The sequence below is a fragment of the Brakhagea slesvicensis genome, assembly GCF_052161625.1.
In the GTDB taxonomy this organism is placed as follows: Bacteria; Planctomycetota; Planctomycetia; order Pirellulales; family Pirellulaceae; genus JBKCUI01.
This window is the reverse complement of the sequence record NZ_CP197412.1, coordinates 226,777-245,558: the sequence shown is the minus strand read 5'-3', so window position 1 is coordinate 245,558 and position 18,782 is coordinate 226,777. Positions and strand designations below refer to the sequence as shown.

Annotated in this window: 12 protein-coding genes; 3 read left to right on the top strand and 9 right to left on the bottom strand. The window is 54.7% G+C overall.

The annotated features are described in order from the left end of the window. Window positions 1–53: 53 nt before the first annotated feature. The 4 genes from SH467x_RS00900 to SH467x_RS00885 form a co-directional block, all read right to left on the bottom strand. Window positions 54–1,886, bottom strand: a complete 1,833-nt coding sequence (locus SH467x_RS00900; RefSeq protein ID WP_482369437.1) for a multiheme c-type cytochrome — start codon at window positions 1,884–1,886, stop codon at window positions 54–56. Window positions 1,887–2,033: 147 nt separating this feature from the next. Beyond that, on the bottom strand, window positions 2,034–3,239 hold the full coding sequence (locus SH467x_RS00895) for a DUF1573 domain-containing protein (RefSeq protein ID WP_482369436.1): 1,206 nt from the start codon (window positions 3,237–3,239) through the stop codon (window positions 2,034–2,036). Window positions 3,240–3,309: 70 nt separating this feature from the next. After that, window positions 3,310–5,670 carry an O-antigen ligase family protein gene (locus SH467x_RS00890; RefSeq protein WP_482369435.1) on the bottom strand — a complete coding sequence of 787 codons (2,361 nt, stop codon included), beginning with the start codon at window positions 5,668–5,670 and terminating at the stop codon, window positions 3,310–3,312. Beyond that, window positions 5,667–6,884, bottom strand: a complete 1,218-nt coding sequence (locus SH467x_RS00885; RefSeq protein ID WP_482369434.1) for an MraY family glycosyltransferase — start codon at window positions 6,882–6,884, stop codon at window positions 5,667–5,669. The genes SH467x_RS00890 and SH467x_RS00885 overlap by 4 nt, the downstream gene beginning before the upstream one ends. A gap of 299 nt (window positions 6,885–7,183) precedes the next feature. Between SH467x_RS00885 and SH467x_RS00880 the strand changes: the two genes are divergently transcribed. Beyond that, window positions 7,184–9,190 (top strand): esterase/lipase family protein, encoded by a 2,007-nt coding sequence (locus tag SH467x_RS00880; protein WP_482369433.1) that lies wholly within the window; start codon window positions 7,184–7,186, stop codon window positions 9,188–9,190. Between the two features lie 11 nt (window positions 9,191–9,201). On the opposite strand, the gene SH467x_RS00875 is transcribed toward SH467x_RS00880, so the two are convergent. From SH467x_RS00875 to SH467x_RS00860, 4 genes are all read right to left on the bottom strand, one after another. After that, window positions 9,202–9,693 (bottom strand): DinB family protein, encoded by a 492-nt coding sequence (locus tag SH467x_RS00875; protein ID WP_482369432.1) that lies wholly within the window; start codon window positions 9,691–9,693, stop codon window positions 9,202–9,204. Window positions 9,694–9,829: 136 nt separating this feature from the next. Further along, window positions 9,830–10,771: a hypothetical protein gene (locus tag SH467x_RS00870; RefSeq protein ID WP_482369431.1), complete on the bottom strand. Its 942-nt coding sequence runs from the start codon at window positions 10,769–10,771 to the stop codon at window positions 9,830–9,832. Window positions 10,772–10,824: 53 nt separating this feature from the next. Continuing rightward, window positions 10,825–12,387: a serine/threonine-protein kinase gene (locus SH467x_RS00865; RefSeq protein ID WP_482369430.1), complete on the bottom strand. Its 1,563-nt coding sequence runs from the start codon at window positions 12,385–12,387 to the stop codon at window positions 10,825–10,827. Beyond that, window positions 12,377–12,976, bottom strand: coding sequence for a sigma-70 family RNA polymerase sigma factor (locus SH467x_RS00860; protein WP_482369429.1), 600 nt, complete (start codon window positions 12,974–12,976; stop codon window positions 12,377–12,379). Before SH467x_RS00860 ends, SH467x_RS00865 begins: the two co-directional genes overlap by 11 nt. A gap of 362 nt (window positions 12,977–13,338) precedes the next feature. On the opposite strand from SH467x_RS00860, the gene SH467x_RS00855 reads away from it, so the two are divergent. Further along, the gene (locus tag SH467x_RS00855) at window positions 13,339–14,358 is read left to right on the top strand and encodes a hypothetical protein (protein WP_482369428.1); all 1,020 of its coding nucleotides are present in this window, start codon (window positions 13,339–13,341) and stop codon (window positions 14,356–14,358) included. 45 nt (window positions 14,359–14,403) lie between these two features. Here SH467x_RS00855 and SH467x_RS00850 read toward each other — a convergent pair whose 3' ends face one another. Beyond that, window positions 14,404–15,108, bottom strand: coding sequence for a cytochrome c oxidase subunit 3 (locus tag SH467x_RS00850; RefSeq protein ID WP_482369427.1), 705 nt, complete (start codon window positions 15,106–15,108; stop codon window positions 14,404–14,406). 177 nt (window positions 15,109–15,285) lie between these two features. Between SH467x_RS00850 and SH467x_RS00845 the strand changes: the two genes are divergently transcribed. Beyond that, window positions 15,286–18,768: a DUF7133 domain-containing protein gene (locus SH467x_RS00845; protein ID WP_482369426.1), complete on the top strand. Its 3,483-nt coding sequence runs from the start codon at window positions 15,286–15,288 to the stop codon at window positions 18,766–18,768. Window positions 18,769–18,782 lie beyond the last annotated feature (14 nt).

Genomic DNA, 18,782 nt, shown 5'->3' with positions numbered 1-18,782 from the left:
GGAGTCCGACTCGTTAGTATAACGAAATCAAACCGCCATTCAGTCGCGTACCATCAATCCTTCCCGTAGTGCTTCACTTGCTCCCAATACTCTTCGAACGCATTGTCCTTGTGGAAGTCAGGGCTGTTGTCGATATCGTGGCACTCCAAGCACTTGTCGTGGGCCTTGGACAGAGGCAATTGCATCTCTTGCCGCAATTTCGCTAGCAACTCTTTGGTTGCTTCGATATCACCCGATTCTGCATCGGCATGGTTCTTCCCTGGTCCATGGCAGTTCTCACATCCATTTCCCATCATGTGGGGGGTTGTTTCCAGCGATTCGTACCCTGTCTTGTAGGGCAAGAAATCTTGCGGGTTCCAACCGGTGGTGTGGCAGGAAATGCACTCCGGATCGAAATGGCGGGCGAGGGATCGTTCGGGAGGCTCGACGATCGAATCGGTGGCGTGGGCGTGCGGAGTGTTCTTCCATATGTCGAACGCGGTCGTATGGCATTCGCCACACTTCTCCGAGCCCACAAACTCGCGCTGCGTCGGATGGTTTTGAGGCCGCTTGCCAAGCCGCTCCATCCCCTCGGCTTTGAGCTGATCCTGATACTTGCTAAATAGCTCGACCATTCGTGGGGAGTCCTCAAACTGGGAGCTCAAAGCGAGTCGCTGATAACGCAGAGGCTCCTTTGCATCGTTGAAGAGGCCGACGAGCCCAGCATACATCCCTTTGGTTCCCACCTGCACCATTTGAGTTTCCGTTCCTGGGATCAACTCTGGCCTGTAGGTAGGCTCACCATAGCCGCCGGCTGTGATCACCATCGAAAATCCAGGGACGCTCTTCGCCAAGAGCCGAGACTCTTCGAGCGATGCGTGGGCGAGGAGGATGGTGAAATCGCATTGCTCGGCATCCAGTAATTTCTTCACGGCTGCCAAGGATTCCTTTGCAGGTTTAATCGTTAGCGAATCGGCGACCGTCTCTAGCTTCGAAGCATTCTCATCTCCGAGAACTCCCGTAATCCCGATCTTTTTGTTGCCAACACGAATCACTTTGTAGGTGGTATCCAAGTCCGGGAAGATGGAAACGTTTGCCGAAACAAAGAGTGGGCCGTTGCTCCCGCTCGAATCCCCCGCGTAGCTAACCAACTGATAAACGAGCGTGTCTTGGCTCAGTTTCAAATCATCTTCACCGAACGTTACCGCGCCATACCCCATCATCGATAAGGCTTTGGAGGTCCAATCGAATTTGATTTCTGACTGCTTGCCACGCGAACGGACTTGGTTTCCCGCATCGAGAGGAATCACGTTCCACCCTCGATCGCGAATCGCTTCGAGGAGGGAATCCCTCCGCATCAATCCTCCCTTTTGATTCTCCAGCCCCGTGCAGCCACATGGTTCCATATAGCCAAACTGGCGACCGGTGACGTAGAACACTGCCCAGGGATCTTTCCAGTCCGGAGCGATCACTTGATTTCGCTCTGCCTCGGTCGCGACATTGACCGGCGGAGCCGTGGTTGCAGACTCTTGCAATGAAGTCTGGGCGCGATCCAGTTTGTTGGTTGGAATCTGATTCGGGAAGGTCGCGACCGGAATCCCTGTCGGTTTCCCCTCGCTCATTTCTTCCAAGCGTCCTGCTCCCGATTGGCTCTTTTTCCCGTCCCCTATCTTCTCGGGTCCCGTATTGCTGGGCGATGAAGTCGGTGCAGCAGGAGGATCGGGACGCTTGTTCCCCTGCAAAAAGCTACCCAGCTTCCCCTTGCCAAGTCCAGGGAAAAGACGCTTGGGTGGGTCCCCTGCTGCGGTTAGGATCGGTAACCCCAGTGAAACTCCGATCAAGAGCGAGAGAATTGCTGCTCTCCGAAGGAATCGTCGCTTCTCGATGGATTGCTGTCGTTTGGCCATGGTTCGCTAGCTAGGGATCGGCGGAACGAAACGACGATGCGCGATCGTCATAATCGATTTTACCGTTGCATCGGCTATTGAAGCAAAAATCGTTAAGGGAATCGTATCCTTCAACCCTATTGCGGCCGTTTCGTGAACTGGGAGGACTTACTCCGAGATTTTGAATTGGAGGTAGATGGACTCCTCTGGCGAATTCTCCATGTTCGTCTCGAAAACCACTTTGCCAAAGTCCTTGCCGAACAAGCCATTCAATTCCACAGGCTCGGTCCCGGCGGGGATTTCGATGGTGATCGGGAAGATCTTTTGAGACTTGGTCACCTGAGGCTCGCCAATCGTAACCCGTACTTTTTCTACGATGGCGTCGGGCGTTACCCGTTTGAAGGTGATGTTTGCATCCGGATACTCGTTGGTTTTGACCGCGAGCAAGAAGCTTTTCTTGAGGCCTTCTTTCGTGGTCCCATTTCCCAGCTTCAAGACATCTCTTTCTTCGTCGTAGTCATTTCCCGCGATGATCCGAATGGGATTGACGCATCGCCCGATGATCTTCAAAGGAATGGACTCGGATTCACCATCCTTGAAATATCGTGCGAACATCAGATTCGTGTTGATATTGCCAGATGGAACCCCTTTATTGACGGTAACCTTGAATTCCAACACTTGTCTCGCTTCTGCGTAGTTGGGAAATTCGCCTGGCTCAGGCGTTCGAGGTTGCTCGAGAGACACCGAAAACTTGGACGAGATCGCTGTGTCACCGACTGCAGCAGATGGCACCTCCAAAGGGACTTCTTCGAAGCTAAAGAGCCTTCCTTTGAATTCGTGAGACTCATTGGACATGAACTCACCCAGATTCAGCATGGAGGGTTCGAACATCAACGACTCGCCTACACGCCCCTTGATCGTTAGCTTGATCTCTTCTTGGTTGGGGGCCGAAGTTCCGATCGTTGCCGTTTGAGCAAAATCGCTGCTGATACCTTCTACGATCCACTCGAGTTCCACTTCTGTCGAATCCCCTGGCTTGAGGGTCGCTTTCTCGAATTTTCCGACCGTGCATTTGCAACTACTCGCCTTGAACCAAACTTCCGCAGGGGACTCCCCGGCGTTCTTGAAGACAAATTTGTGACTGCGGCGAGTCCCCTTTTTCATGGTTCCGAAATCGAGTTCCGTCCCACCGACGACTTCGATCTTCGCAAGATCCTTCGATTCCACTTGGGTTGCTTTGGCCAGTGCGGCATCCATATCCTCCACGACGCCGTAGATTTGCTTCAGCCCAGCGGTTCTGCTGTTCAGCTCGCTCGTCGCAATCCCAAAACCGAGCCCGACGCATAAAAGGATGAGGATCAACGCTGTTTTCATGGGTCTCAAGTCGGCAAAAGATCGATCGATCAAGGTCTCGACGCGCTCGGGGCGTCGGCCAGTAGAATTGCTATTCTGACAATTGCAGCGAACTACGCAACCTCGCGAAAACCGGTTCAGCGCGGACAAACCCGCTCGGATCCCTTCCCCAGCCTGGTTGGCCATCCACTCCCCAACCGACACGCAGCCCATCAGGCAAATAAACCGTGGTCGCTGCCAGTTTTCTATCTTCATGCGGAGTGGTCGTTTCGATCGCCTCCACCTGCTTCCAACCAGCTAATGCCCCCTCCAAGTCCCCGACGGAAAAAGCGAACAGGGCAAACTGCAACTGCACGGGGATCGATGACGGGTACATCGCAGCCGTCTCCCGGATTGCAACCATCGACCGCTCCAATAATGTCGCAGCCAACTTCGAGTCGGCTTGACTCTCGTCTGCCAACATCCGATTCCATATCGCGCTTTGATACGCGATATTCCAACTCCTAGGCGACCGCTTTCGCATCGCGTCATCCGACTCAAGGAACAGGTTGATCCACTCCCGGCGGGCTGTGTCACCCATCCGCCGATCCATCGCTTTGCCCAATGCATGCTTGGCGATCTCCTCTGGTACCTGAGGTGCCCAGGGGTGAACCTCTCTCAGCTCTGCCCACTCCGACGCCGAAGCCGCTTTCCATTTCCCCAAGGCTAAATCGGTCTCCCAAGTCGCAAGTCGATTTTCAGGCCCATAAAAGAAAAGCAAGAAACTACCGGTCAACCCGATCCATGCAAGCAAAGGGATCCATGGGCTCCAGACATACAATTCTTCCCGCCTCAACGCTCGGCGAGTGGGGCCGATAAAACCTAGCACTGCACCGATCACAGCCGTGTTCATATTCCCCGGCTGCATCCACCCCCCTGAAAACAGGAAATGAATCCCGAGAAACGTGCAAAGGATCAACCCAATCTTCATCCCGTTCTCGAAAACAAACCGCTCCCAGGTTGGGGATGCGAGGGAGAGGTAGGTATAAAAACATCCTCCCGCAAACAAGAGCGCCGTCAGCTGGGTATCCAATTCAGGTGACAAGAACGAAAATGCAACCACGGATACTAAACCAAAAGATGCACCGAAATCCGATGCCTTGAGGTGGCGAAGCCCTTTCGTATCCAGGCGATCCTCGTTGCTCGCTAGCGAAGATGATTGGATGGGCATCATTGCGAATCGCTGCACCAAACCCAAACCAATTCCTGCCGCCATCGCCAGGGCGGGGAATCCACCCCAAACTCCAATTTCCATCCACATGTTGTGAGGATCGGCTGGAGTCTCTGAAGCGGTCAATTCTTTGACCCGAACATACATGTCTTGGAATTGTAGCGGTCCGTCTCCCAACCAAGGCGAAAGCTCCGCCAAACGCCACGCACCTCGCCAATACTCCATTCGGTACGCAAGGGACTTTCCTGCCTCGGTGAGCAACTGAGGATCTCGCCAGAGCACAAAAAGCCCAATCAAGAACAGGACCAAAAGCGACGGTGCAGCGATCGACCAATAGCGACTGCCACGATCCCACGAGCGGCGTACCAAGGGATGCGCAATCAATCCGAGCAATGCGCACGAAACGGCCGCTGCGATCCAAGCGGTCCGGCTTTTCGTCAGGACGAGCGTCCAAGCGGCCAGGACTACGAGCAACCAGAGGGTCAGAAAGTAGGAAGGAAATCGCCGCGTCCAATGACGACTTCGACGTTTGCCTCCCCCGACTGCAGCCGATTCTGGAAGGCATAGCCACGCAATCGCACCCAGCGCGACCACGAGCCATGGGCCGATGAAACCGGCCAACGAATTCGTCAATGCAAAGGGGCCCATCGGTTCGCTGCTCATCAACCGATTCGCAAACTGCATTGCTTCCCCCGTTCCAGGGACCATCCCTCTTCCTTGCAGCATGGCGTCGGGGTTCGCTGCAAACTCCTCCCGCAACCGAGGCATGCTGATCAAGTACTGGTAAAGGGCATACAGGACCGTTCCTGCCATGGTGCCAAGCATCCAACGGAGATGAGACTCCATGCGCCCCGGCTTGGTGAACTGGTAATACGCAGCGCTCGCCACTCCTAACAGCGAAACCGATTGCCAAAATCCTAGACTGGCCGATCGAAAATTCCCGCGATCGAACACTTGGTACGTCGCCAATAACATCCAAGCGAAGAATCCGGTGATCGCTAACTTCCAAGGCAAAGAGATGGTGTGTCGACTTTCACCGAGCAATCGGTCGATCGACGTGAAGAATCCCAATGCCAACCCGATCAGGATCAAGTAAAGGGAGCTTCCGATCGAAACGCTCGTGGAATCGCACGGATTCCACTGCGACATGACCCAATAAAGCCCCAGCAAAAATTGGGTCGCCCGATCCGGGAGTTGGATTACCCAGCTTTCATGATTCTGCAACTCCTGGTTCGGCTTCACGAATCACCTGGTCCCCTTCGCAAGATGCCTTCGATCTGACTCACTAAAAACAACATGCAAATCACAATGAACAAAACCATCACGGCTCCTACCAAATCGGTTCTAGGCAAAAGCAATGCTCCTAGGGAACAAGTGATCGTCGCCAAATAAATCGCCCAAACCGCTTGCCTCTTGCTCAGTCCCAAGCTCACCAGGCGATGCGAAAAATGCCGTTTGTCAGCTTGAAATGGACTGCGACCTTCTCGCAATCGAATCAACACCACACTGAACGTGTCATAGATGGGTATCGCCAGGAAACAGAGAGGAGCTAGAACGGCATGGGGAGTCGAACCCCTCGCATCGACATAGGTCGAAAGCAACGTGGTAATCGCGATCCAATAGCCAACAAAGTAACTGCCCGAGTCACCCATGAAGATCGAGGCAGGAGGCCAGTTGTACCGTAGAAAACCAAGCAATGCACCCAAGAGTGTCAAGAGCATCGCGGAGACGAACAACTGTGGCTGCTTGGTCACCTCCCCACCCGGTAACAGCAACATTGCGGAAAGCATGACGCAAATGATGGCAGCAACACCCGAACTAAGCGCGTCCATGTTGTCGAGCATGTTGAACGAATTGATCAACAAGACAATCCAAAAGACACTCATCAATGACGTTAACCATGGGACCTGAATGTAGGCGGTGAGCTGAAGATTCTGCCAATAGACGACCACTCCCGCCACCAGAAACTCGACCGCCAATCGCAACTGCCAAGGCAATCCGCGCAGATCGTCGAACAGCCCTAGAATGGCCAAAGCGACTCCACCTCCTAACAACACCCCAAAGGCCCCCAGCCGGCTAACCAAGCCAGGCAGATGAACCACTAAGGACTCGGGTAGCAACTGCTGAGCGCCGAACCAATTCTCGTGAAGTCCCCAAACCGCCAAAGCGCCTATCGCAAATGTGAGACAAACTCCCAACGCGATTCCAATCCCACCTCCACGCGGAATGGGAACGGTGTGGACTTTTCGATCGTTCGGTAAGTCCATCAACCCTAAAACCAGCGCCCTTTTACGCACCCACCCGACGATCCACCACGAGATGATCGCTGCCGGGATGACCGTGCCCGCTACCAGGCAGATTAAGAGCTTCCAATCATTGGCCATGCGGTGGTCGTGGTTGCGATACGAAGGGTAAGAGAAAACTCCAATCCGGCGAACGCTTAGCCGGACACTCATGATAGCTCGCAATCCTTAAACCGGGCAGGGAGTCCCTCCAATTCCACCCTCTGGCGACCCAATTCGCCCCTCTTGCCCGAATTCGCTATCTGCCATTGCATCGCGGCTGCCATGACTGATATGAACCGATCGCGGGCATGGAAAAACGCGAACTTTGCTAGCACTGCATGAGCCGAAACCAATTTCTCCACTACCTTCTCCGAACCTGGTGTCGAGCGCACGACTTGTCGTGCGTCCCGCTCCTGTTTTGCCTGGTGGGGATCTTCTTTTCCGGCTGTGCGACGCAGAAGTACGTCACGATGCGTTCGAATCCCTTCAACCCCCTGACCGAAACCCTGCAACTGGCAGCCCGGTCTGGCCCCCAGATTACGACGCGAACGTCGTCGCTCCTGCGGCACTACGCTCTCCTCGACCTGTACGAAAAGGATCCAAGCGGTTGCTTGGTCCAATTGCAGGAACTCGCTACCGATGAACGGGGGGCGGAGAAGGTCTATGCGATCGCAGAAATCGCCTACATCATCGGGACCAAAGCGGAAAGAAGTGGAAAAGAGGGACAAGCGCTCGATATGTACAGCGTCTCAGTGAGCAACGCCTACCTCTATCTTTTTTGCCCTGATCTCGATATCTCCCGAAACCCATATGACCCGCAATTTCGCGGAGCATGCGACGTTTACAACAGTTCCTTGGAAGCGACGCTCCGCCTGGTCAGCAAGCAAGGAAACTTGAAACCAGGTAACAGCTACCGGATCAAGACATCGTCGAAGGATTACGATGTGCAAGTCGTCGCGCGGGGATCTTGGCGCGACGCGGATTTCGCACAATTGAAGTTCTGCAGCGACTACCAAGTCAGCGGATTCGACGCTGCCAATGTGAGCTTCGGTGTCGGTGTGCCCATGATCGCGGTTCGCCGTCCGCATGATGGGAATGATCCAACCGAGAAGTACTATCCCGAAGGTCTTTCGTTTCCCGTCACGGCCCTGCTTCGCGTGACCTCCCCAACACTTCACACCTCCCGGGACAGCCAACACCGCCATCCCTGCGTTCTCGAACTGCATGATCCGCTCGACTCCACCGACATCCAATTAAATTCTCGACTGGTCCCCCTGCAATCCGATTTGAGCACACCGCTCGCTTACTTCTTAGATAACGAAAAGTTCCGCGAGCAGACCAATAGCACGCTCGGGCTCATCGACCCCAATAAAACCGAAAAACTTCGTGGCATCTACATGCTGGAGCCCTTTGATCCCAATCGCGTTCCAGTAGTAATGGTTCACGGGCTTTGGTCAAGCCCTTTGACATGGATGCCCATGTTCAACGACTTGCGATCCTTTCAGGAGCTTCGGCGCAACTATCAGTTCTGGTTTTACCAATATCCGACTGGGCAGCCCTTTTGGATCAGCGCGACACAGATGCGAAGCGACCTCCATGAGCTGCATCAAACCCTGGACCCCAGTCATCAATACCCGGTTCTCGATAATGTCGTGCTCGTCGGACACAGCATGGGTGGGCTGGTCTCTCGGATGCAAACCATCGAAAGCGGCGAAGAATTCTGGCGAGTCTTGAGCGATAAGTCCTTCACGGCGCTCAAGGGTGACGAAACGGAATTGCGACGTCTGGCTGCCGCTCTCTACTTCCATCCCAATCCATCGATCAAGCGGGTGGTCACGATCGGGACGCCACACCGTGGCAGCGACTATGCAAACGATGCCACCCGGTGGCTCGGACGCAAACTGATCAAACTTCCGACGAGCGTGACGGAGATGGGGAACTCGCTCATTCGCCAGAATCCAGGCGTCTTTCAGAACACAGAACTGATTACCACCACAACCAGTATCGACTCACTAAGCCCGCAGTCACCGATCTTTCCTGCGATGCTTCGCGCCCCGCGGGCCCCTTGGGTTCGCTATCACAACATCATCGGTCTCGTGCCCCAATCGAGCTGGCTCCAAGCGTCGGACGAACCAAGCGACGGGGTCGTCGGGGTTCAGAGCGCCATGATGGACGATGTGATGAGCGAAATCTTGGTGGAGTCGAAGCACCAAGACATCCACTCGAAACCGCGAGCGATCCTGGAAGTCCGCCGCATTCTGGTCGAGCACTTGCGGGAGTTGACCCAATACCCGCAAATGACTGCCATCCTCGATCTCCCCCCACACTGGAAGCATCGCCCTGAAGCATCCGAGCAACATGTTCCTTGGAACATCAACCAGCCGACCTCTCAAGTCGTGCCGGCATCGTCCTTCGAACCACTTCCTTTTCCCGAGAAAGCGAAGAAGAAGCTCCTGCCTATCCCTTTGATCAAGTAATCAAACTTCGATTAGATGACGACAGGCTTATTCAACGCGCGACGGATCGGGACAAACTGACCTGCGTGCATCATCGCATGGGTCGAGATCAAGATACAAACCGATCCCACCGTCGGGAACCTGCCTCGCATACGCTCTGGGCTCGGCTTGTCTAAATCGCTTTCAGAGAGTTGATCGAAGACGCGAAACGTAGCTTCCTGCACGTCCGCGAACAGCTTCAAGTATTCTTGGGTAGATAAGAAGTCTGCGCGGTTGGTGCTCCCGGCATTCTCTTTTGCATGTTTGGCTTCAAATCCCTCTGGTAGTTTTGGAGCGCCCTCCGGTGCAACCATTTGCAACAATCCGCAGCCGGACGAAATCAAATGGCCTAGTTGCCAAGCCACGCTGTTACAACCAGGACCAGGGCATTGCATCAGCTCTTCATCGGTGAAGTCGCTCACGTATGCCTGTAGGACCATCGAACTGAACTTGTAGGTTTCCTTCAAGGTCTCGATTGCATTCATCTTGTTTCTCTCGTCTCCCAGCGGACTTGTCCGCCTTGTTGTGGAACTATCGTCGAACAAGGCAGACAGTCTAGCTTGGAGGGGATGAACGAGCAAATGCGCTAGGTTGCGAAGAACCTACACCCCTTCGTTAGCCCTACACACCGTCCTTCAAACTTTTGGCCGGCTTCGACTTTGGCTCGCTTGGAGAAGAGGGGAGTGGATAATTCGGACCGGGACCTATAATCGAATTGGGAGAGAGGGACGGGGTCGGCGTCGGGTATCTACTGCTGGGGTAGTAAGTGTTCGGCGGATAACTACCTGCAGGAGAAGGTGGCGTGGTCGTGGGGATCGCCGGCATCCAAGGTATAGGTTGCACGAAGTCAGTCTGCGGAATTTGGTGAAACGCCGGAGGAAACCCCAGGCCGTTGCTATCATTCTCGAGCAAGGTCATGCGGAGATCGACAATTTTGTCCATTTGCTCCGCCCGCTTTTCGACGATCGATTTGAGTTTTTCGAGTTGCTCTTCCAACTGTTGGATTTGTTCCTTTCGGACCTTGAGATCGTTCTGGAATTGCGCAGAAAAGTAACTGCGAATCAACCGCTTGGCATCCCCTTTTTCCTCGTCGCTTCCCTTTTCGTTTCGAAGCATCTGATCTGCCTCGCGCAGCTTTTCATGGACTCGCTGCTGCGATTCCCTTTGCTCCGGAGTGGGGGGGCCGTCGAGTCTCTCAATCTGGAACTGATCGTCCTCCAAGACGAGCAATTCGAACTTTGGTGCAATGGGTTGAAACCTCGCCATTCCCGATGGATGGGCGACAGTGGCGACTGACCCCATCCCCGCCACAGGGGAAAAAGGAGCGACAGTTGCAACGGGACCAGGTGGTATCGCTGGTGAAGCCTGCCACCCAAAATTAGGAACCATCGGGGGTGGTGCACCCTGAAGGAGCGGAGCTTTTGTCTCTAAGGCCTGCGTGGTGCTCAACACCCCGCTCGGCGCTCTGCTGACCGGTGGTTGTTGGGCATAGACGACTGCTCCGACCGATCCGATCAGCCCGATGCCAACGACCACGCTGCACGATTTCCAACTTACTTTCATGATCCAACCTTTCTGTTGAGGACGAGTCCATTCTCCGAACGAAGTTCCGTTCGCTATTTCCAATTCTCAGTTTCCAAACGTTGATTCCAGACTTCTTGTTCTATCTCCAAAAGCAACGCATTCTCCTGCGATACGGGAGTCCCTCCCGTTGCATTCCACTCCTGCTCCAATAGCTTGAGATTATTTGCAAACTGCTGCACCTGAATGTCGATCGCTTGCTCTTCCCGCAAAGCGGCCTGCCACTCTGATCGAAGTCGCAACAATTCTCGTACCGTGATATCCGTTCCATCGAGTTGGCCGCTGGTTCTCGAAGGAGAAACGTTGCTCGCTCCATCTCCTTCCATGCCCCTACCACTCCAAATTTGGGTCCCGGCGAGAATGACCAAACAGACAGCGGCCAATCCCGCGACAACGCTATGCCAAGAGCCCCACCCATACCTCCCTGGCAACGCTAGGGAGAGATTGCCGGATTGAAGCAAAACGAGGAGGCGATCGACTTCCTGCTCGACGAACCGCGTCGATGCAAATCGGTCGCGAGGGTCCTTTTCAAGCAATCGATCCACCAAATCGCAGATTTCGCGAGGAACGTCGCTACGGACTTCATGGACCGGGCGATGCGGCTCATGGCAAATGCGGTTTAATATTCCCATGGCCGTTTCAGCCCGAAAAGGAGGTCGGCCCGTGAGCATAAAGTAGACCACGCATCCCAGCGAGAACTGATCGCTGGCGCACTGAATCGACTCTCCTCGCGCTTGTTCTGGCGACATGTAGTGAGGAGTCCCTGCCACCACACCGGTCCGCGTCATCGAAGCGTCGTCCACTGCCCTTGCTAATCCGAAGTCACTTAGCAAGACACGGTCGACGTTTTCTTCCATCAAGATATTGGCGGGTTTAACATCTCGATGCACCAAGCCTTGTTCGTGCGCCGCCGAGAGGCCGGCGGCTGTTTGCTTGGCGATACGGAGGACCTCTTCGACGGACATTGGGCCGTGCCTGTCCACCTTGCTTTGCAGCGATGAGCCATGCACACATTGCATAACCAGATAAGGAAATCGATCGTCGGTCTCCACGTTGTAGATGGGGATGACATTGGGATGGATAACGGCTGCGGCTGCTTGAGCTTCCCTGGCGAATCGTCTTCGAGCGGAGGCGTTGTTCGCCAAATGATCGGAAAGAACCTTGATCGCTACCACGCGATTTAGCTCTGTGTCAAAGGCCTTCAGCACCACTCCCATCCCACCCGTGCCGATGACCCGTTCGACGTTGTAGCGACCGATGCGTCCCAGCAACTCCGGATGTGTTGGCTTGCCGAGAAAGGCGAGGGAAACACGTTCTGCTTCAATGGTTGTGTCATGAGGTAGTTCGCTCCCGACTTCGATCGAAATCCAAGTTGATTCGTCGATGCTTGAATTCGGGAGTTCCTCTTCCAGCCACGACCGTCGAGCTTCATCCCACCAGTCGGATGGTTTATCGGATGCTTGCTGCAACTGCGACCGGCAGTCCTCGCAACCTTCCACATGCTGTGTCGCCTTTTCGATGGCCGCGTCGTCCAGGGAATCGGAAAGGAGGATTTTCCAAGCCGCAGCGGTGCAGGATTTGGTTCGATTAAAGGGCATCACATGCCTCCCATTGGGCGATGAGCGATTTCAGTTTGGCCGTTACCCTGCATTTGGCGATATACACAGCGCCCGACGTAAGCCCTAGCTCTAGCGCGACCTCGTCTGCAGAACGTCCCAAAACCGCCGTTCCCCAAAAAGCCTTCCACGTCGTTTCGTGAAAGGAGTCCCGCATCTGGGCGGCAGCAAGCCGGAACATTTCACGCCGGTAATCTTGCACGACCTCCTCTTCTCCGTTCGAAAGATTCGGTACCCGTTGCAAGGCATCCCACTCGGCGGATTGCCCCGTCGCCCGGAGTCGATGATGCTTCGTGACGTAATGAATCAACTGATTGCGAGCGATTCGAAAAAGCCAAGCTCGAAACGGCCCCCGACTCGGATCCGGGGTCCAACGCGGGACGGCATTGGCGACCGCTAAAAATACGTTTTGCGCGATTTCACGTGCATCGGCCTCCTGCAATCCCCGCCGGCGAGCGAAGCGAAAGAGAAGGGGCTCGTAAATCGATACGAACTCCCGCCAAGCCTGCGCGTCGGAGGCGGTTGGCAGTCGCAGAATCAAGCTTTCTCGCGTGTCAGGTGTCGAAGGCATTCTCGAATCGTCCTCAGGGCTTTTGTGACTGGAAATGTACACCAACGAACCGACGATTCCTTTCACCTCTCGCCCAAAATTTTTTCGCCCAAAGATTTTCGAAGGTTCCCAGGGACGGGGATGGAATACGGCTCAACATTACCGACACATTCTGTGATAGACTCCTACCAATGGCCCATTTCTCCAGGGCTCCCCACCGCATCGTCGCTGCTCTCCAGCAACTCCCCCCAAATAAGACGATAAGCATGCTTCCTTTGCTTTCCATGTTTTGCACCAAGTTCGCGCGGCCCACTGCTACGAATCTTTTGTATCCAGTCCACCTGTATCCCGTCCTTCTGTGCGTTTCGCTCGGGTTCCCCGCAATGAGCTCCGGTCAAGAGGCTCAAGTCGTGTCGGAGACGATCGCAAATCGGGCTTCCCCGTTTCCCGAGAAAGGAATCGCGGCGCGCTATCCAGGGGACCAAGGCATAGGAAAGGACCCGCATGTCATCTTTGCAGAAGATTTCGAAATCGACTCCATCGATGATCTGCGGACGCGATGGGAAACAGTCCGAAATTCCGAGGTCATGTCCCTCGATTCGCATACCCCAGAAGACAGCGAAGGTTCCAAATCCCTGCTGATTTCTCAACGCCAAGAGCTTGGGACCGGCGCCGATCTCTACCGCCGACTTGACGCGGGGTACGATCGAGTCTTCGCTCGAATGATGGTGCGATTTGCGGACGACTGCGAACCGATCCATCACTTCGGGACTTGCCTAGGAGGTAACAGCCCCTCCACGGCTTGGCCCAGCGTCCGAGCAGGGGAACCGACCCGCGGTGACAAATCGTTTTGGGTGGGGATCGAACCCTTTGGGAAGTCGTGGCGATGGGACTATTACACGTACTGGCACACCATGCGAGGGAGTCCGCCGCGTGGTCAAACCTGGGGGAACTCTTTCATCCAAAACCCGAAATTGACCATTCCCAAAGAGAAATGGATTTGTGTGGAATCGATGCTCCAGATGAACGACATCGGCAAAAGCAATGGCGAAATGGCACTTTGGATAGACGGTCATCTCGTAAGCCATCTCGGGCCAGGTTTTCCAACCGGTAAATGGGTCTTCGATAAATTCCTGCCCGGGGAGGGAGGCGAAGGTGTTCGCTGGAACCCGGAGAAAGGAGTCCGCGAAACCTTGAAAAACCCGCCCGAAGGATCTCCGTTCGAAGGATTCGAGTTTCGCACCGCCGAGCCACTTAACGTGAATTTCGTTTGGCTGTACGTCTACATCACTCAAGGGACCAAAGGGCACGCCAATCGCGTTTGGTTCGATAATGTCGTCGTGGCGAAGGAATATATCGGGCCCATTGCGAAGGGGACCGAAAACAGAAAGAAACGTCCGTGAGGACTCGGCTACATCTCACAAAGACAATCGCGTTTGTCCAGATCGCTATCGATTGAGATACGACGCAGCGACTGCGAAGGCGATCAACAGGACGATCCAGACCAAATCGAGAAAGTGCCAGTAGAGTGCACAGAACTTCAGACCCAGCGTGCGCTCATGATCGTATTTGTCCCGGCAAGCCGCGAACGCGGTGCGCACCAAGCCGAGAATACCAAATAGGACGTGCAGCGCGTGGAGAAGAACCAGAACAAAGGTAAAGGTGTAAGCGCCTCGCCGCGCGTTGTCAGAGACTGCGACACTTACCTTTTCGGAAAGCTGAATCAGACTGTACATCCCTTCGGATTGCAGAAGCATGAAGAGCATTCCACAAAAAAGGGCGAGGATCACCGACGATTTGACCATCCCCTCCTGATCGCGACGAGCGGCACGATAGGCAAGCTCGAGAAAGCCCGATACCCCGATGAGGAAAATGCTCGATGGAATGAAGCTCATCGGCAATTTGAGCGCGATCGTAGACTCCCCAGACGCTGGCTCCACGCGAAGGGCGACATAGATGACATATAACAGGATGCTGGAGAAGAAAAACACCCCGAGTGCAAGTAGCAGCAACCAAACACCCTGCATCGCACGCTTGTCGGCTGGCAGCATCGGTCGCAAACTCATCAGAAAAAAGGAAAGGTAATGGTCGTCGTTATCGCATACCCGCTGAACGCGCAAAATCGACAACCCAACGGACGCGGACCGCATCATATCGCGTTCCTCTCGGACTGACGAGCGCATGACAAATTGCCACACCGAACCAATCTGAATTCATACAGAAAACGCTCAAAATCAAACGTGCCCTTCTCCGCTCCTTTCACCACGAAGCTAAGATTACACTACGAAAAAACATAGTGGTATTTGGAAAATAGGAATGGAACAGCGCCGATGGAGTATGTCAGACCAAAGCCCCATTCGATAGCGAGCCGTTCCTTAAGGTGTCCGATTCGGTCGACCGCCTGGATCGTTGCGATTCTCGCATCCAGTGTGTCTGTCGTTTTTCTGGCGAACGACCCGCGTTTGCTAGGGCAAGAGAGCACAGCCCGTCGCGATGCTGCCGCTGCCGCAGAGAGCCCCTTTGACTTGCAAGAGGGATTTGAAGTCTCCGTCGTTGCCAGCGACCAACTTGTCCACGACTGTTTCGCGATGACGTTGGATCCGGAAGGACACCCTGTCGTGTCGGGCCCCGGCTATATAAAAACGCTTTTCGACGATAACGGCGATGGCCTCTTCGATCGGTCGGTGATTTGGAGTTCGGTACCGAAGCAAGGGGCCCAAGGTCTTTGGGCGGAAAAGAAACAGATCTACTACGTCGGGGATGGTGGATTGTGGTTGAGCGAAGACACCAACGGCGATTACGTCGGTGATCGGACTCCTCGCAAGATTCTGAACCTTCCAACCGGTGGGGAGCATGATGCGCATGCGATTCGGCGAGGCCCCGATGGATATTGGTACTTGATCGTCGGCAACTTCGCCCGGAGCATCGGTGGATTGTTGAATGACAATGTTTCGCCGATTCAAAAGCCACGGAGCGGGACGCTTTGGCGCTTCAGTCCGGATTTCGCAACCCGGTCGGTTTGGGCTCATGGCATGCGAAACGGATACGACTTCGATTTCATGCCTGACGGGCAGATTGTCACCTTCGACAGCGACGATGAGCGCGAATCGGTTTTGCCGTGGTATCGCCCCACTCGTGTCATGGTGCTTGGACCAGGGAGCGATGCTGGTTGGTGCGGGCAGACTTGGAAGGATGGCGATCAACAAATCTTGATGCCCCAAATCCTTGGCTCCATGGGCAGATCTTCTCCCACCGGTGTCGCTGTCTACGAACACTCTGCGTTCCCCGCTCGCTATCGGGGAGCAGTCTTCGTTCTGGACTGGACCTTTGGACGAGTCTTGGCGATTTATCCCAATGACAATTTGCCCGAAGACGCGAGAGCGCCCGGTCGATTGCCAGCAGAAATCTTTATGCAAACAACCGGTACGGTTGGCTTTGCACCGACCGATGTTTGTGTGGCCCCCGATGGCAGCCTCTTGATTTGTGTAGGTGGTCGCGGCACGGCTGGTACTCTCTATCGCGTTCGATACAAGGGCGAGGCACGTTCCGCCGAACAAAACAAACCTTCTCTCGCGATGACCCTGGAGAAGGCTGGAATTGCCAGGGAAACGGCGTTGCGCGTGGAGGCAGCGTTGCTGGCTCCCAATCCCTGGGAAACTTGGTCGGAGGCCCTTTGGGCTGGGCCATGCAAACGTCCGGAGTTCGACTGTTTGCTTCGCATTGTCACAGGGGAATTGAAGTTCGATTCGATGGCGGACCCCGCCATTGCGACTAACCTTTCTCTACGAGCAGCGCAGTTGCTGACGCGAATGGGAGTCGGAGTGCCAACACGGGCCTTGGACAATGGATTCGCGCAGCCCGATCACGAACGTTCTGGACTCTGGTGGTTGGCTGGACGCGGGAAAGCGCTCACTGACCCTAAAGAGTTTTCTCGCGTCCCGTTGTGGACAGAGATCGATTCCCCAAAGACGAACTTGTCTGCGTGGGAAAACCATTTGGGGCCGAACTCCGAACGGTTGAAGTGGGAGGCCATCGGTTTGAGAAGGTTTTCGGTTCCGAGCAAGACCTCGGAGTTGGTCGATTCCGATACCGAATGGGCGCGGGTCCTGCGACGTACTTGGCTTTGGTCGATATCGAGAACCCCCAGCTCGGCATCTCGAGGGCCTAGCAACGTCGATCAACTCTTCGCAAAAAAGCTCTACTCGAACAGCAGCGCGCTCGACACAGCCTTGCTGGATGCCTTGGCTACCCGTGTTCCTGCTGAAGAGCCCCAATGGAATAGTCGGCAGCGGATGGAGGTTCTTGCAATGCTCCAATGGGCACTCGGTGAACGCCGCACATCCCTGACCGGCCAGCAGGATCCGGCGAATCCCGATGTGCTGGACGGATATCGATCCATCAGCTTGAATCAGCTCCCCGCAAACGTACGTTCCGCTTGGGTGCAGTGGGTTGTTTATATCGGATCGAAAGCGCATCGCGACGGGCAGGAGGAACTCGAGAGCGAGGCGATTCGAACGCTGGCCATGCTGGAGCCGACAGATGTGAAGACATTGGGCTGGCTACTGACTCTTCCAGGCGATGAAAGTCACCCGACGGCGGACATTCATTTGCTTTGCTGTGTCGCAAGATGCACAGCGGCGCGCAGTGCAACCGATTCGGAACGGACGGCTGCCATCCTCGCGGGTGTGGTGCGCAAGGTACGAGAGTATGGACTCAATACGGATAACCAATGGCCTAAACGTTTGCAGCAATTGATCTCCGCACTGCTTGCTCGCGATGCCAATCTAGGGGATGCGTACGTCCGTTTAGTTGATTCCTATATCCCAGAGGATCTGTCGATTTTGGTAGGGTTTCCTGTGGATGTGCAATCCAAAGCCAGGAGCCGCATGAAGGAAATATTATGGAAGTCTTCCCCCGAGACGTGGGCACCGGCAGTGCTCAAGCATTGTTTGCCCAGTGGAGACATCGAAAGGGAGTGGGATGAACCGATTCGCGAGGCGGCGAAGGTGACGAAACTGAAAGCAATCGCCTTGGACGCGATCGCACGCAATCCTCGTAGCTCAGACTATGAACTGTTTTTATCGACATTGAATGGCGAAGACAGAAATCTTTGGGAGCCGGCATGGAGAGGCCTTGAGAAGCTCAACACTTTGGAACCAAGTCGAGAATGGCCTATTCTGGCCAAAGTTGCCTATACCGCAGGGCAATCCAAAATCGGCATCTCTTTCGCCGAAATTGCGATGCGTTGCAAGCGGGTAGGCGAGTCCAACGACGTTAAGGACCTTCCTAAACAAATGGCTTGGGAACTCTGGCAGCCCGTATTATCTCGCTATCTGGCCAAGGGAACGCCGAGCGCGAGCCGCGAAGATACTGTAAGCAACTGGCGAAATAAAGTGGACGCGGCCAAATCGTTAGAGGGGGATGCCGAGCGTGGGCAGTCCTTGTATGAGACGCGATGCCTGAACTGCCACGGTGGACAATCTGCGTTGGGTCCCAGTCTCGCTGGCGTTACCAAACGCTTCTCGACAGAAGACCTCTTCGTGGCGATCTTCGAACCCAGCCGCGACATTTCCGATCGCTATCGAGCCCTCAAAGTCCTTACCGTTGACGGTGAAGTTCTGACAGGAATGTCGATCTACAAGGCCACCGATGGAACGACCTTGATGACTCCAAAAGGAGAGACCGTACGAATCAACCAGCAGGATATCGAAGAACAATCCTTCTCCAAGGAATCGCTGATGCCTTCGGGATTGCTTGATTTCGCATCCCCGCAGGACCTGGCGGATCTCCATCGCTTTCTCCAATCCCTCTAGTCCCAACCCCTGTC